The organism is Bacillus sp. CFBP9009 (assembly GCF_036541465.1).
In the GTDB taxonomy this organism is placed as follows: Bacteria; Bacillota; Bacilli; order Bacillales; family DSM-1321; genus Peribacillus.
On sequence record NZ_JAZHFU010000007.1, the window covers coordinates 41,331 to 56,942 of the forward strand.

17 protein-coding genes are annotated in these 15,612 nt (G+C 42.7%); 16 read left to right on the plus strand and 1 reads right to left on the minus strand.

Going from position 1 to position 15,612, the window contains the following annotated elements:
• Window positions 1-4: 4 nt before the first annotated feature.
• The 12 genes from dgoD (at window position 5) to V3595_RS17630 (ending at window position 10,256) form a co-directional block, all read left to right on the plus strand.
• Complete coding sequence (dgoD, locus tag V3595_RS17575) at window positions 5-1,153, plus strand: galactonate dehydratase (RefSeq protein WP_485908564.1); 1,149 nt, start codon at window positions 5-7, stop codon at window positions 1,151-1,153.
• A 17-nt stretch (window positions 1,154-1,170) separates the two neighbouring features.
• Complete coding sequence (locus V3595_RS17580; protein WP_485908565.1) at window positions 1,171-2,082, plus strand: dihydrodipicolinate synthase family protein; 912 nt, start codon at window positions 1,171-1,173, stop codon at window positions 2,080-2,082.
• The gene (locus tag V3595_RS17585) at window positions 2,079-3,026 is read left to right on the plus strand and encodes a U32 family peptidase (protein ID WP_485908566.1); all 948 of its coding nucleotides are present in this window, start codon (window positions 2,079-2,081) and stop codon (window positions 3,024-3,026) included. Before V3595_RS17580 ends, V3595_RS17585 begins: the two co-directional genes overlap by 4 nt.
• Before the next feature lie 67 nt (window positions 3,027-3,093).
• Window positions 3,094-4,053, plus strand: a complete 960-nt coding sequence (locus tag V3595_RS17590; RefSeq protein WP_485908567.1) for a C-terminal binding protein — start codon at window positions 3,094-3,096, stop codon at window positions 4,051-4,053.
• A gap of 14 nt (window positions 4,054-4,067) precedes the next feature.
• Window positions 4,068-4,931: a fumarylacetoacetate hydrolase family protein gene (locus V3595_RS17595; RefSeq protein ID WP_485908568.1), complete on the plus strand. Its 864-nt coding sequence runs from the start codon at window positions 4,068-4,070 to the stop codon at window positions 4,929-4,931.
• Window positions 4,932-4,952: 21 nt separating this feature from the next.
• Entirely contained in the window at window positions 4,953-5,909 is a 957-nt protein-coding gene (locus V3595_RS17600; RefSeq protein ID WP_485908569.1) for a sugar kinase, read from the plus strand.
• Between the two features lie 13 nt (window positions 5,910-5,922).
• Entirely contained in the window at window positions 5,923-6,555 is a 633-nt protein-coding gene (locus V3595_RS17605; protein ID WP_485908570.1) for a bifunctional 4-hydroxy-2-oxoglutarate aldolase/2-dehydro-3-deoxy-phosphogluconate aldolase, read from the plus strand.
• A gap of 175 nt (window positions 6,556-6,730) precedes the next feature.
• Window positions 6,731-7,546, plus strand: coding sequence for an ATP-dependent sacrificial sulfur transferase LarE (gene larE, locus V3595_RS17610; protein ID WP_137017608.1), 816 nt, complete (start codon window positions 6,731-6,733; stop codon window positions 7,544-7,546).
• Window positions 7,543-8,313: a nickel pincer cofactor biosynthesis protein LarB gene (larB, locus tag V3595_RS17615; RefSeq protein ID WP_485908571.1), complete on the plus strand. Its 771-nt coding sequence runs from the start codon at window positions 7,543-7,545 to the stop codon at window positions 8,311-8,313. Before larE ends, larB begins: the two co-directional genes overlap by 4 nt.
• On the plus strand, window positions 8,294-9,148 hold the full coding sequence (gene larC, locus V3595_RS17620; protein WP_485908572.1) for a nickel pincer cofactor biosynthesis protein LarC: 855 nt from the start codon (window positions 8,294-8,296) through the stop codon (window positions 9,146-9,148). The genes larB and larC overlap by 20 nt, the downstream gene beginning before the upstream one ends.
• Entirely contained in the window at window positions 9,145-9,621 is a 477-nt protein-coding gene (larC2, locus tag V3595_RS17625) for a nickel pincer cofactor biosynthesis protein LarC2 (RefSeq protein WP_485908573.1), read from the plus strand. The genes larC and larC2 overlap by 4 nt, the downstream gene beginning before the upstream one ends.
• The gene (locus V3595_RS17630) at window positions 9,618-10,256 is read left to right on the plus strand and encodes an urease accessory protein UreH (RefSeq protein WP_402905271.1); all 639 of its coding nucleotides are present in this window, start codon (window positions 9,618-9,620) and stop codon (window positions 10,254-10,256) included. The genes larC2 and V3595_RS17630 overlap by 4 nt, the downstream gene beginning before the upstream one ends.
• A 385-nt stretch (window positions 10,257-10,641) precedes the next feature.
• Here the strand turns inward: V3595_RS17630 and V3595_RS17635 are convergent, their stop codons facing one another.
• Entirely contained in the window at window positions 10,642-11,559 is a 918-nt protein-coding gene (locus V3595_RS17635) for a DMT family transporter (RefSeq protein WP_101225455.1), read from the minus strand.
• Between the two features lie 393 nt (window positions 11,560-11,952).
• On the opposite strand from V3595_RS17635, the gene V3595_RS17640 reads away from it, so the two are divergent.
• Genes V3595_RS17640 through V3595_RS17655 form a run of 4 tightly spaced genes read left to right on the plus strand, consistent with a single transcriptional unit; the run spans window position 11,953 to window position 15,608 of the window.
• On the plus strand, window positions 11,953-12,909 hold the full coding sequence (locus tag V3595_RS17640) for a sugar kinase (RefSeq protein ID WP_485908574.1): 957 nt from the start codon (window positions 11,953-11,955) through the stop codon (window positions 12,907-12,909).
• Window positions 12,910-12,935: 26 nt separating this feature from the next.
• Window positions 12,936-13,946 carry an ureidoglycolate dehydrogenase gene (allD, locus tag V3595_RS17645; RefSeq protein ID WP_485908575.1) on the plus strand — a complete coding sequence of 337 codons (1,011 nt, stop codon included), beginning with the start codon at window positions 12,936-12,938 and terminating at the stop codon, window positions 13,944-13,946.
• An 8-nt stretch (window positions 13,947-13,954) separates the two neighbouring features.
• Window positions 13,955-14,974 (plus strand): zinc-binding alcohol dehydrogenase family protein, encoded by a 1,020-nt coding sequence (locus tag V3595_RS17650; protein WP_485908576.1) that lies wholly within the window; start codon window positions 13,955-13,957, stop codon window positions 14,972-14,974.
• 13 nt (window positions 14,975-14,987) lie between these two features.
• Window positions 14,988-15,608: a bifunctional 2-keto-4-hydroxyglutarate aldolase/2-keto-3-deoxy-6-phosphogluconate aldolase gene (locus V3595_RS17655; protein WP_485908577.1), complete on the plus strand. Its 621-nt coding sequence runs from the start codon at window positions 14,988-14,990 to the stop codon at window positions 15,606-15,608.
• Window positions 15,609-15,612 lie beyond the last annotated feature (4 nt).

The window sequence follows — 15,612 nt, forward strand, 5'->3', positions numbered from 1 at the left end:
CTTGATGAAAATCATAAAAATTTCTTTATACAAAGTTCCGCCCCGCTGGCTGTTTTTAAAAATCGATACGGATGAAGGCATTTCCGGATGGGGAGAGCCTGTCGTGGAAGGCCGTGCTGAAACTGTTAAAGCAGCAGTTAACGAACTGACTGATTATTTGATCGGGAGAAATCCGAACGACATTGAAGATATCTGGCAAACGCTTTATCGAGGTGGATTTTACCGCGGGGGCCCAATTTTAATGAGCGCCATTTCCGGCATTGAGCAGGCACTATGGGATATTAAAGGAAAATACTTCGATATTCCTGTATACCAAATGCTCGGCGGCAAAGCACGTCAAAAAATTAAAGTGTACTCATGGGTCGGAGGAGATCGACCGGTGGATGTCGTTGCAGCCGCAATAGAAAAACAGAAAGAGGGCTTCCTTGCTGTCAAAATGAACGCATCAGAAGAAATGAATTACATAGATAGCTTTTCGAAAGTAGAAGCGGTCATCGAACGCGTTGCTTCAATCAGGGAAGCGGTTGGCAACGACTTTGGCATCGGTGTGGATTTTCACGGGAGGATTCATAAAACGATGGCAAAGGTGATTGTGAAAGAACTCGAACCATATCGTCCAATGTTCATTGAAGAACCGGTGCTCCCGGAAAACAATGAAGCACTTCGTGAGATTGCCTGGCATACTACGTGTCCGATTGCGACGGGAGAAAGAATGTATACGCGCTGGGGCTTTAAGCAGCTACTTCAAGATGGTTATGTCGATATAATTCAGCCGGATTTGTCTCATACAGGTGGTATTTTAGAAGGGAAAAAAATTGCCGCAATGGCAGAAGCGTATGATGTAGCGATTGCGCCGCACTGCCCGCTCGGTCCGATGACTCTTGCTTCATCCATTCATTTGGACGCAACGACACCGAATTTCATTATTCAGGAGCAAAGCCTTGGTATTCATTACAACGAAGGCATGGACATTCTCGATTATATGAAAAATCCAGAATTATTCGATTATGAAAATGGTTATGTGAACATTCCGGATAAACCGGGACTTGGAGTGGAAATTGATGAAGAAAAAGTGAAGCAGGCAGCAGAAACCGGACATGATTGGAAAAATCCAATTTGGCGTAATGAAGACGGAAGTATCGCTGAATGGTAATTAAAGGAGGGAAAATAATGGACTTTCATGGCATCATTCCACCGGTAGTCACCTTATTTGATGAAACGGGGAACTTGGATATGGAGCTGAACAGAAGGTATATCGACCTATTAATCTCACGGAATATTGACGGTATTTTGTTGATGGGTAGTTCAGGTGAGTTCTCATCACTTACAACAGAAGAAAGAAAATTATATGTACGCGAAATGATAAAGCACATTAACGGACGAGTGCCAGTTATGGTCGGAGTCGGGCATACTGCTTTAAAAGAGGTGCATGAACTGACTTCTTATGCAGAAGAGCATGGAGCGAACGGCGTTCTCGTAGTCAACCCATATTACTGGAAGCTGTCTGACGAGCAATTATATCGACATTTTTCCAGCGTTGCGAATCATACTAATCTGCAAGTTTTCATTTATAACATCCCGCTCTTGACAGGACAAAATTTATCAATCGAATTGATTAAAAAATTAGCCCAAGATCATTCAAACATTGCGGGTATTAAAGAGACGGTCAGTGATTTCGGCCACCTTCGTCAAGTACTGGCGGAAGTGAAGAAAGTTCGCAGTGATTTCAGAGTCTTCTCTGCGTTTGACGAGCATTTGCTTCCGGCTCAAATGATTGGTGCAGCTGGGAGTATTAATGGAAGCGCTGTCTTTGCCCCGGAAATATCCGTTCATTTATATGAATCGTATCATAAAGGGGATCTCGCTGAAGCACAGAAAAATCATCAAGTGATTTCAAAACTGATGGATGTGTACAATTACGGTCCGACATTTTTTACAGCCATGAAAGAAGCCGTTCATCAGCGCTGGTTTGACGTTGCGGCTGGACACCGTGCACCATGCGATGTATACCCTGCTGATTTGAGTGACAAAGTAGCTGCTCTCTTAAAAAATATAGATATGAAAGAAGGCGTCCAAAAATGAAAGAATCACGCGACTTGCTCGAACAATTAGGCTACCCATCTACTGATCTTAAAGAACTTCCTACATCGACGAAAACATTTCCAGATGGAGCTCAATACCGTATTGAACTACCAAGTGTAGAAGGTCCAGCTGCCCTAAAAGAAACATTGAAAGAAATTGACCGACTCGGTTTGACTATTCACCGAATATCTCAGGGCAGCGGCATCATGCTTCAAACGGATGAAGAAATTAAAGAAATGTGTAAAATGACAGCAGAGCGCGGCATGGAGCTCAGTTTGTTTGTCGGTCCCAGGGGTTCATGGGATGTCAGTGCGGGACCTCTTACGCCAGGAGGTAAATCTCAGGGAATCCGCCATGAAGGATCCGACCAGCTTGTTTATGCCATGGAAGACTTGAAAAGAGGAGCTGCACTTGGTCTTCGCGGTGCGTTAGTTGCGGATGAAGGACTCCTTCTTTTAACGAAAGAAATGAAAAAATATGGACAGCTTCCGGAAGACTTTGTTGTTAAAGTATCGGTTCAAATGGGTTCAGCCAATCCAGTATCCGTTAAATTAATGGAAGACATCGGAGCGGATACCTACAACGTGCCACCTGCATTAACGCTGTCTAAACTTGCAGCGATCCGACAATCAATAGACATTCCAATTGATTTATACGTTGAAGTTCCGGATACCTTTGGAGGCTTTCTTCGCTATTATGAAATACCGGAAATAATCCGTGTATTGGCGCCAGTTTACATCAAATTTGGTCTTCGTAATCACCCAGATGTATACCCTTCAGGAAAACAATGGGAAAGTACGAACATCTCACTCGCTCAAGAACGTGTACGCCGTGCCGCAATTGGTATTCAAATGATCGAACGATACTATCCAGAAGCAAAAACATCGAAACTCGGTGCAAAAGGACTCGGAATTGCGAAAATTGAAAAGGCAGCAGTGAAATAATGAGATTAACGTGAGGGATCCCCTCTGATATTTACCTATTTATTACTAAAAAAGGAGTTGAGCCCAAATGTCCTTTAAAATTTTATTAACGGATTACGAATTTGAACATTTGAAATATGAAGAAGAGATTTTTCAAGAAAGCGGTCTTGAAATCGAATTCATCAAAGCGCAATGCAAAACTGAAGAAGAAGTAATGGAGCAGGCAAAAGAAGTGGATGCAATTTTAAATCAATATGCTCCTATCTCACGCCGAGTCATTGAGTCGCTTGAAAACACGAAAATCATTTCCCGTTATGGTGTTGGCGTCAATACAATTGATCTCCATGCGGCTAAAGAAAAGGGGATTACTGTCGCCAATGTACCGGATTATGGCATGGAAGAAGTTTCGAATCATGCATTGGCACTTTTACTTTCGTCGGCGCGGAAAGTGACACTGTTAAACAAGGAAGTGAAAAAAGGTAACTGGGACTTTAAAGTGTGTGTCCCGATTCACCGTTATAATGAACAAACGGTTGGGGTTCTCGGCTTTGGCCGGATTCCGCGCCGTTTCATTGAAAAGGTGAAACCGCTCGGCTTTAAAACCGCTGCTTATGACCCTTTCGTATCGGCGGCAGACATGGCTGCTGTCGGGGTTCAAAAAATGGATCTCGACGAAATTATAGGCGAATCCGATTATTTGTCGATCCATGTACCCTTAATTGATGATACATACCACCTGATCAATGAGGAGCGACTTAAACAAATGAAGAGTAACGCGGTCATCATTAACACGGCACGTGGACCGATAATCGATGAAAAAGCACTTTCCTATGCACTTGAAAAAGGGATAATTGCAGGTGCTGCACTTGATGTGACAGAAAATGAGCCGGTCCGAATCGATAGCCCGCTACTCACAATGGACAATGTCATCATTACGCCGCACAGCGCCTGGTATTCTGAGGAAGCGATGGTTGAACTTCGTCAAAAAGCAGCAAGAAATATCGTTCAGGTCTTAAAAGGGGAAAAAACACCATACGCATTAACCTAAGAAAGGGGAAAAATATGAAAATAGCAACTTTTTCCGTGCAAACCGAACTGCACATCGGTCTTGTTAAAGATGATCAAATTATAAGCTTAACGGCTCTCGGTCCAGAAGAATTTCCTGCTTGCATGAAAAAATTTATAGAACGAGGCAGCGAGTTGCGTTCACGTGCTGAACAGTTAATCGAGCAACGGGTAAATGACGATGCAATATTTAAACTGTCAGAAGTAAAGATCCTGCCGCCAATCGCAAAGCCGGATAAAATCATTTGCGTAGGACTTAACTATTTTGATCATTGCAAGGAAACCGGGATGAAGCCTCCTGAATCACCGGTCATTTTTTCAAAATATGCTAATGCCATTGCCGGACATAATGATGCGATTGAAATCCCGATTAATTCAACCGAGGTCGACTTTGAAGCAGAGCTTGCGTTTGTCATTGGAAGAGAAGCTAAACATGTGTCAGAAGAAGAGGCGGATGACTACGTCTTTGGCTACACGATCATGAATGATATCAGCGCCCGAGATTTGCAATTTCAGGACGGCCAGTGGTCAAGAGGCAAAACGGCGGACACATTTGCTCCATTTGGTCCTGTTATCGTGACAAAAGATGAAGTGGGTGACCCCCACAATCTAGCGATTTCGCTCGAATTAAACGGTGAAATTATGCAGGATTCAAATACAAGCAACCTAATTTTTACGGTTCCGAAAATCATTTCATTTTTATCACAGTCCATGACGCTAATGCCAGGTGATTTGATTGCAACTGGCACGCCACCAGGCGTTGGAATGGGAAGGAATCCGAAAATCTGGTTGAAAAACGGTGACCGGATGAACGTCAGCATTGAGAAGATCGGTACGCTTTCTAATCACGTAATAGCATGATAAGAGAAAGAAGATGATGACATGGATGTTGTAACCATCGGAGAAACAATGACAGTGTTTACCCCGAATGAAGAAGGACCGCTTCGCCACGCCAGATCTTTTTCGATGAAGTTTGGCGGTGCGGAATCCAATGTCGCGATCGGGTTAAGCCGACTCGGTCATAGCTCACGCTGGATTAGCCGTCTCGGTGAGGATGAATTTGGCGATGCCATGCAATCGTTCATTCGCGGAGAAGGCGTTGATGTCTCTTATGTAACAAGAGACCCTGATGCGCCTACCGGAGTCTTTTTTAAAGAATTCAGACGGCTGAATGATACTCGAGTTTATTATTACCGGAAAGATTCGGCCGCTAGTAAAATGACGGCGGAATTACTAACTGATCTTGCCATCCAAGACGCCGCTTATCTCCATATTACGGGGATTACCCCTGCACTAGGGAATTCTTGTCAGTCGCTCTTGGATAAAGCGATCCGCATTGCTAAAGAAAACGGAACAAAAATCGTCTTCGATCCGAATATTCGCTTGAAAATATGGGGTGATGAAAATGAAGCACGTCACATCATAACAAAGTACGCCTCGAAAAGTGATATCGTCATGCCTGGGGTGGCCGAAGCCGAATTTTTATTCGGCTCCCATACTCCGGAGAAATTTGCCGATCATTTTCATGAACTCGGTGTCGAAACAGTTTTACTTAAATTGGGCAAAGAAGGCTCTTTAATTTCCGCCCCGTCTGTACCGAAAACATACGTTGCTGGATTCTATGTGGAACGGGTCGTGGATCCCATCGGTGCTGGTGATGCTTTTGCATCCGGTGTACTTTCCGGTCTGCTTGATGGACTGCCGCTAGATGAAGCTGCAAGGCGTGGAAATGCCATGGGAGCAATGGCAACGATGGTAAATGGCGATGTTGAGGGTTTGCCGGCCCGTGCCGACCTCGCTTTGTTCATGAGTGGCGGCGCTGATGATGTGAAGAGGTAGAAAGGTGGAAAAAATGACTAAACTTGAAGAGCTTAAACATGGGAAGCTGGTCGCCGTCATTCGCGGAGCACGCCCCAATCAAATTATACCAATCGCCCGGGCCCTGAAAGAGGGCGGCATCCGAACACTCGAAATTACAGTAGAAACACCTAAAGTTTGCCATTTGATTGAAAGAGTAAAAGTGGAGTTTGGTGATGATATCATAGCGGGTGCCGGTACAGTATTGGATCCTGAAACGGCCCGTGCGGTCATAATGGCAGGGGCGGAATTTATCTTTTCTCCAACCGTCAATGTCAAAACGATTAAAATGGCGAAGCGCTATGGCGTTATTAGCATCCCAGGTGCGCTCACACCAACCGAAATATTGACTGCTTACGAGAATGGAGCTGACATTATCAAAGTTTTCCCGGCAGATGCATTGGGTGTTAGTTACTTTAAAAATCTTAAAGGGCCGCTTCCTCACATCCCTCTAATGCCAACTGGCGGTGTCAACCTTGACAACCTAGCTTCATTTATTAAGGCAGGGGCCATCGCTGCGGGAATTGGCGGTTCATTGATCAATCCTGCGAAATTGATTACAGGTGAAGATTACACCAGGCTGACAGAAACGGCAAAAAAATTCTCGGCTATCGTACAAAAAAGCTAATGCAGTCCGACGCTTATATTCCTATCAATTCAATAGGCGCTGGAAATGAAAGTATGACTGTATGTTATTTCCTCCATTCCTACCAATTTGATGTATCCGTTAAATTTCCATCAAGGGTGGTATTGCTGATGGACAGTAGATAAATTAAAGACAAACCAGAAAGGGGAAAAGTGCTATGTTACTAGAAAAGTACAGTAATCTGCAGGGTATTCTCCAAAAAATGGAGTCGGTTGTGGTCGCTTTTTCAGGAGGGGTGGATAGCACGTTTTTGCTAAAAGTCGCTATTGATACTCTGGGTTATGATAATGTGTTAGCCATTACAGCAGATTCGGAAACCTATCCGTCGAGTGAATTGAATGAAGCCATTATGCTAACAAAATGGATTGGTGCCAACCATCGTGTCATTCAAACTTCGGAGTTGGCCATTCCTGGATATAAAGAAAACAATCAGAATCGCTGTTACTTTTGTAAAAGTAGTTTATTTGACCATCTGCTTCCTATTCTTGAAGAATATGAATTTAATAATATTATTTATGGAGTTATCGCTGATGATGCTAACGAATTTCGTCCAGGCATGAAAGCAGCTAAAGAAAAAGGAATCAGGGGACCTCTTCTAGAAGCCGATTTATTCAAAGAAGAAATAAGAGTATTGTCCAAGCAAGCCGGATTGCCAACCTGGGATAAACCGTCATTTGCTTGCCTATCCTCACGAATAGCATATGGCGATATCATTACGAAGGAAAAATTGACCAAAGTTGATAAATCAGAGGCTTACATAAAATCACTGGATATTCATCAGGTAAGAGTCAGGACCCATGAGGATACTGCCCGAATTGAAGTTGAACCCGATGATATGCCGCGAGTGCTTCAATACCATGTGGCGATCACGAAACGGCTGAAGCAATTTGGTTATAAGTATGTATCAATGGATCTGACAGGCTATACAAGCGGAAGTATGAATATGGCGCTTAAAAAGGAAGAAATGTTATGATTGACGATATTTTGGAGCAGGTTCAAAAGGGTTCATTGACAGTTGCGGAAGCGAAGGGAAAACTTGCATCCTATGAAAATTTAGGGTTTGTAAAAATCGATCATCATCGTAAAAGGAGACAAGGCTTTCCCGAAATTGTGTTTGGGGAAGGGAAAACAGCTGAACAAATTTTAAAGATTGTCCAATCGCTGCGGACAAGGAATGATTCTGTGCTTGTGACTCGTATTTCTCGGGAAAAAGCGGTATTTGTACAAAAAGAATGTAGTGATTTTGAGTATAACGAGATTGCACGGACACTTGCTTGGGTTAAAGAAAAGCCGAAATCCGTTGATTCATATATTGCAATTGTGTGCGCCGGGACATCAGATTTGTCCGTTGCTGAAGAAGCTGCCGTGACGGCCGAAACTCTAGGTATTCCAGTCAGGCGTATATACGATGTAGGTGTTGCTGGACTGCACCGCCTTCTTGATAATATTGACGAGATACGAGGGGCTACGGTATCAGTTTGTGTTGCGGGGATGGAAGGGGCACTTCCAAGTGTGTTAGGAGGCCTTGTTACGAATCCAATTATTGCTGTGCCGACAAGTATTGGTTACGGTGCTAATTTTAACGGTTTATCGGCACTTTTATCGATGCTCAATTCATGCGCATCGGGTGTAAGTGTGGTGAACATAGATAATGGATTTGGTGCAGCCTACAATGCAGCCATTATATACAAACTCGTACATAAAAAGGAGGTCAATTGTGATGAGGACTTTATATTTTGACTGCTTTTCCGGCATAAGCGGAGATATGGTTATTGGTGCGTTGATTGATGCAGGTGCAGACCCTGTACAAATGGAAGAAGAGTTAAAAAAACTGAACATAGATGAAGAATATAATCTGTCATGGGGGAAGGTCGTCAAAAATGGCATTACGAGTACTAAATTTGATGTCTTTCTTACCAGTAAATCAGAGCAAACACATGAACACAGCCATGGACACAGCCATGGACACAGCCATGGACACAGCCATGGACACAGCCATGGACACAGCCATGGACACAGCCATGGACACAGCCATAGCCATGTACCTCACAATCATCATGGCAGCCGTACCTACAAACAAATTGTAGAAGCTATCAATGAGGCGAAATTTAATGAATCGGTAACAAACATGTCACTCGCCATTTTTAAGAAGATTGGTGAAGCGGAAGGGCACATACACGGGCTTCCTCTTGATAAAGTTCACTTTCACGAGGTAGGAGCGGTAGACTCAATAATAGATATAATCGGGGCTGCAATTTTAATCGATCAGCTAGGTATTGAATCAGTTCAGTCATCAGCCATTCCCACGGGATCTGGACATATACATATTGATCACGGCATATATCCTGTTCCTGCACCTGCCACTCTTGAAATATTAAAGGGGGTACCGATTGCCTCAAACGATATTCGTTCTGAATTAGCAACGCCGACCGGTGCTGCCATCGCTGCGGTTTTAGCTGAAAATTTCGGCTCGCTTCCACCCATGACCGTCGAATCGATTGGCTATGGTGCGGGAACAAAAACATTCGAAAATCATCCGAACGTCCTACGTATTATTATAGGGGAGATCCAATGAAGCGCCCACCTGATCATGAGCATCTTGATGAACAAATGGTAAAAATGGAAGTGAATCTAGATGATATTTCCGGTGAATGGCTTGGGCATGTAATGGAATTGTTGTTTGAATCAGGAGCAAATGATGTATTTTATACACCAATCTTTATGAAAAAAAATAGACCGGGGGTGTTATTGCAACTTCTTTGTTCACAGCAGGTGATTTCGAAAATGAAGAAGATATTATTTGCTGAAACGACGACTCTCGGTATACGCTACTATCCTCTTACCGTGCACCGGCTTGAGCGCTCTTTTTTCAATGTGAATACTCAATGGGGGGAAGTGACGATGAAGAGAGGGATCCATGAGGGATTGACCTTGCAGCAGGCACCTGAATATGAAGATTGCCGTAAAATTGCCGTACAGAACAATATACCTCTAAAAAAGGTGTATGAAGAAGTATGGAAGTGTCTCGGGGAGGTGGTAGAGAAATGAGTTTGGTGTCGATTCTTACATTTGGATTCCTATTGGGGATAAAGCATTCGTTAGAGCCGGATCATGTTATTGCGGTAGCAACCACGGCAGGAAATACGAAAAAATTATCGCGTTCCACTCTAACGGGGGTGTATTGGGGAATAGGCCATACATGTACGCTGTTTCTTATAGGGATGCTGTTCATTTGGATGAAAGGGGAAATTCCAGAGTCGTTAAGCATGACGCTGGAATTCGGTGTTGGCATTATGCTTGTTATGCTAGGGGCGAAAAGTTTATTTAAAGCTCGCCCTAATATCACGAACGACAAAGATAGATTTCGCCCTTTTTTGGTGTCTGCTTTAATTGGGTTCGTCCATGGTCTCGCGGGCAGTGCCGCAATGGTCATTCTAACGATGTCGACCGTAACCGGTATAGGCGAAGGGTCCATCTATATAATTATATTTGGCGCGGGCACAATTATTGGCATGCTGTGCTTTACAACTTTACTAGGCATACCGTTTGCTTTGAATGGAAAGGACATCGTTTTAAATCGAATCTTCATCAAACTGGCGGGAGCTATAAGTTTTTCATTCGGACTTTATTATATATACAAATTGGGTGTAACAGAAGGCTTGTTTGCGCTCTGGGCTAATTGATTTACTTTATAAGCTGACTGAAATCTCAGGCTGTCTGTAACCCATGGACAGTCTCTTTTATTTTTATTAATTCATCAAAACCAATATTAAGTAGACAATATGTCTTCAAGGAGGTTTCTCAGAAAGAAAAGGGCCACAACTGACAAAAAGGCTTGTCTTAATGGGCACACTTCAATGGACATGTCCATGCAAATTTCTGGGTATATTGTACCGGGTATGAATCTCCAATTATTATTCTGCAATTATTTGTAGTTGGAAGAAGGGATGGACAATAAAAATAAGACCCCATGACACTGCTAAGCCATTTTTTTAAGAATGGCAGTGTCGTAGGATCTGTTAGTATTTTTATATAGAAAGGTACGAAATCTAGGTTTTGCTGTAGCCGTTAGGCAGATATGCGTTTATTTTTCCGTTGAAGAATCCATATTTCTATTGCACCGGAGCCAAGCAATACTCCTGAAACAATGAATATAAGTCCAATGAAATGTGCAGGAACTATGGCTTCATTAAGGAAAAATGCTGCCCCTAACAAAGAGAATAAGGTGTTTAAGTTAAGAAATATCGATGATTCGGCTGCGCCTACCTTACCAATGGCATAATTATAGCTCATGTGCCCAAGGGCAGTGGCAAAAATAGCGGAGAACAAGAAAGCTCCCCAGATGGATGGCGGTGCCGTTGCCAGTGAAGATAAGCCCTCTGGTTCCTTCCATAAGCTGATGGCAAAAAGAATAAAAGACCCGATAAGCATCATGTAGCCGGTTAATAATCGTGGATCCATAGTTTTTGAGGCTTTATTAATGAGTATGAAACTCAGTGCCTGTGAAAGAATGGAAAGGAGAATATCCACATCTCCCAGATTAATAGAATGAAGTCCTCCACTTCCTGCCATAACGGTAAAACTCACGCCCAGAGCACCGCATATAAAGCCAAGAAGCCTGATTAAAGTGGGCTTTTTACGAAAGAATATCATGGTCAAGATGACAGTCAATATTGGCCCCATGCCCAAAATCAGTCCAGCATTCGAGGCGGAAGTCTTCGTCAATCCCTCAGCTAAAAAATAATGATGAAAAACGACACTCAAAAGTGCTCCTCCAAAAACGTAAAGAAGTTCACTTTTTTTAGGAAGACGTATTAATCCAAAGAAGAAAAGAATAATAATGACGATAAGAGAAGCAGTAAAAATCCTCAAAGAAGTGATTGTTACGGGCTGCGTATGCGCAACTAAAATTTTAATAACTGAGACATTTAACCCCCACGTGATCATTATTCCGGTAAGTAAGATGTATATTTTCAAAAAACTCATTCCAAACAACCTTTCAAACTTATTTAACAATTGATATATTATACAACTTTCACCAAATTAATAGCAAAGAGTAAAATTTGATTGAAAGCCCAAGGATGAAAAATCAGAAGCTCTTAATCATTAAAAAAAGAGGGAAGAAATAACCTCTTTCGCTTTACCTTAATATGGGTTTTTATCATAAATTTAGCTGAAATATAATCAAATAAAAATAAAATTACAAATTATCTAACTTTTCTATTGTTTTTGGTAGGGTTTTCATTTACAATTTCCTTATGATTTACCAAACCGGTTTAGTAATTAACTAAATCGATTTAGCAATGAAGCTTAATGAAAGTGATATGATCAAATGTTTTTCTTTTTATTTGTGATTGTTCGAAAGAAGGAGGTACTGTATTGTCATCAAAATATGGTGTTTTAACGCTGGGCGACGCCATGATTACGCTAAATCCGGAAGAAACAGGACCTTTAAGATTCGTAACCCGTTTTGAGCGAAAAGTAGGAGGCGCTGAACTGAATTTTGCAATTGGCTGTGCAAGGCTAGGCATGCGGGCAAAATGGATAAGCCGTTTAGGCAAGGACGAGTTCGGCAGAGTTATCTATAATTTTGCTCGTGGGGAAGGCGTGGACATGAGTGATGTTGCCTATGTAAATGGATATCCAACATCTCTTAACTTTAAAGAAATTCGGGAAGATGGTTCCGGAAAGACATTTTATTACCGCTATCAATCTCCCATTTTAACTTTAAAGCAGGGAGATATAACAGAAAAGATGTTTGAAGAGATTGATATAGTCCACCTTACTGGAGTATTTTTGGCTATAGATCCCCAAAATGTCGACATTGCCAAGAGGGTAATGGAAATTGCAAAACAAAAAAATATACCTGTTTCCTTTGATCCGAATATCCGCTTAAAGCTATGGTCCATCGAGGAAGCAAGATCAGTTTATTGTGATATTTTTCCATATGTTGATATTTTGCTTACAGGTTTGGATGAAATAAGATTGATCATCGGAACTGACTCAAAAGAATCTTTGGCAAAATTCGCAAAGGTGAATGCTATCGATCAGCTTGTCATTAAGGACGGGAAACATGGTTCAAAACTATATACCAAAAGTGAATGGCATGAAAAAGAAGCCTTCCCTGTTATACCTGTAGATACTGTTGGTGCGGGAGATGGTTATGATGCCGGTTATATTTACGGATATCTTCATGGCTTATCCATTGATGAAAGATTGACATTCGCAAATGGTGTAGGAGCTCTTGTAACAACTGTTGCTGGGGACAATGAAGGATTACCATATTTGGATGAAGTAATGCCTTTCATACAGAATGAGGCCGTTATAGAAAGATAGATGACTGAAAGAAACGAGGGAATGAAATGGCAACAGTAACGATTCAAGCCGAGGAAGCAAAACGATTAGTCATACAACAGCTGACCAAAGTGGGTTTAAATGAAGAAAATGCCGGGAAAATCGCGGAAGTATTGGTTCATGCAGATCTCAGAAATGTCAATTCCCATGGTGTTTTACGAACAGAGCATTATGTGAACCGTTTACTGGCAGGAGGAATAAATCCCGATGCACAGATTTCCTTTCAAAAGACAGGGCCCGTTACCGGTGTGGTTGATGGAGATGATGGATTTGGGCATGTGATCAGCGACGTGGCCATGGACCATGCAATCGAAATGGCCAGAGATAATGGCGTGGGCATGGTGACTGTTTTTAATAGCAGCCATTGCGGAGCACTAAGTTATTTCGTTCAAAAAGCCGCTGAAGCAAAGTTGATTGGAATCGCAATGTCACATACCGATAAAATTGTAGTCCCGTTCGGAGGAAAAACATCATTTCTTGGCACCAACCCAATCGCTTACGGAGTTCCTGCCAAAACGAAAAAACCCTTTATTCTTGATATGGCAACTTCCAATGTTGCGCTGGGGAAAATCCTCCAGGCACGCGAAGAGGGAAAGGAAATCCCTGAAGGATGGGGAGTGGATGAAAATGGAGCTACGGTCACAGACCCGAATAAAGTCGTTTCCCTTTCAACTTTCGGAGGCCCGAAAGGCTATGGTCTATCCGTAATTGTAGATGTGTTTTCTGGATTATTGGCCGGTGCGGCATTTGGCCCGCACATTGGGAAAATGTATGACGATCTTGATAAGAAACGGAAGCTGGGACATTATTTTTGTGTAATTAATCCTTCGTTCTTTACGGATACTGATATATTTCTAGAGCAAATGGATCAAATGATCGAAGAACTGCAACAGGTTGAACCTGCTCCAGGGTTCGATCGCGTATATGTACCGGGTGAGATTGAACAAATCAATGAAGAAAAAAACCTGAAACAAGGTATTACGATAGCATCAAGTGTTTATGAATTTCTTACAAAGTAGGTGGGGAAATGAAAGCGGTTCAAGTACGTAAAGCTCATGAACTTATCATTCAAGAAGTTGAAAAACCACGCATTTCGAACTCGGCGGATGTCCTTGTAAAAGTAAAAAGAGTCGGAATTTGCGGATCGGATATGCATATTTACCATGGTACCAATCCTCTTGCAACTTTGCCGCGGGTCGTTGGGCATGAAGTAGCGGGAGAAGTCGTGGAGATAGGTCAAGGCGTCGCGGGCATAAAAGTTGGGGACCACGTTGTTATTGAGCCCATCAGTTATTGCGGTGAGTGTTACGCCTGCCGTAAAGGACGCCAAAATGTTTGTGAAAAACTTTCCGTTTTTGGCGTGCATGAAGATGGTGGGTTGAGGGAATGGTTCGTCCTTCCCGAGAAACAATTACATGTTGTGGATTCCGCTTTAGCTTGGGATGAAATAGTATTGGCGGAGCCATACACAATTGGCGCACAGGCCGTTTGGAGAGGCGAAGTGGAGGAAGGGGAAACCGTGCTAATCCAGGGAGCTGGACCTATTGGGATATGCATATTAAAGATGGCAAAGCTTCAAGGAGCATCTGTGATGATCACGGATTTAAGTGATGAGCGTTTGGAATTCGCTAAAGAAAGCGGTGCAGATATCACCGTACATGCGGAAAAGGAAGATGTTCAAAAACGAGTGGAAGAATGGACGAATGGCGAAGGGGCCAACGTCGTCATTGATGCAGTGTGCTTGCCTATGACATTTGAATTGTCCTTCGATGTCGTGTCAACGGCGGGGCGGATTGTCGTACTTGGTTTTGATGAACGTCCTTCAGCGGTTTCCCAGCTGCCAATCACTAAAAAGGAAGTATCTGTGAAAGGCTCTAGATTGCAAACCGACCAGTTTCCAAAAGTGGTTAAGCTTTTGAATGAAGGCAAACTCAGACATGAAGGTTTAGTCACCCATACATTTTCGCTCGATGATATCCAGGAAGCATTTAATTTTGTTGAAAATCATCCCGAACAAGTTCGAAAAGCGATCATCGTTTTTAATTAAGGGGGTAGGAGTCATGGATAAACACTCAATCATACAAGGAATAACGAAAACGAAAGTTGTAGCTGTTATCCGGGGACAGGATGCAAAAGAGGCGGTACAGCTGTCTAAAGCAGCTGTGGAAGGCGGTGTTCGGGCAATCGAATTGACTTATACAACACCGGGAATTGAAGAAGCTTTCAAAGAACTGCAAAATACGGAAGCACTCTTAGGGGCAGGCTCGGTACTTGATTCTGAGACGGCCCGACATGCTATTTTGGCTGGCGCCAATTTTATCGTCAGTCCCTATTTTGTCAATGGCGTAGCCGAACTTTGTAATCGATACGGCATTCCCTATATGCCTGGTTGCATGACAATAAGAGAAATGGCTACATCATTAGAAGCAGGTTGTGATGTTTTAAAGTTATTTCCGGCAAACCATTTCGAACCTTCTTTCATCAAGTCGGTTAATGGTCCACTGCCCAATGTAAGGATCATGCCAACCGGCGGAATTAATTTAGATAACATGAAGGACTGGCTTAATGCAGGCGCGGTAGCAATCGGGATCGGCAGTGACTTGAACAAAGCCTATCAGAATAGCGGCTATGAGGCTGCAGTGGAATTAAGCAGAAAATACATGCAGAAAATTGCGGAATGATGGA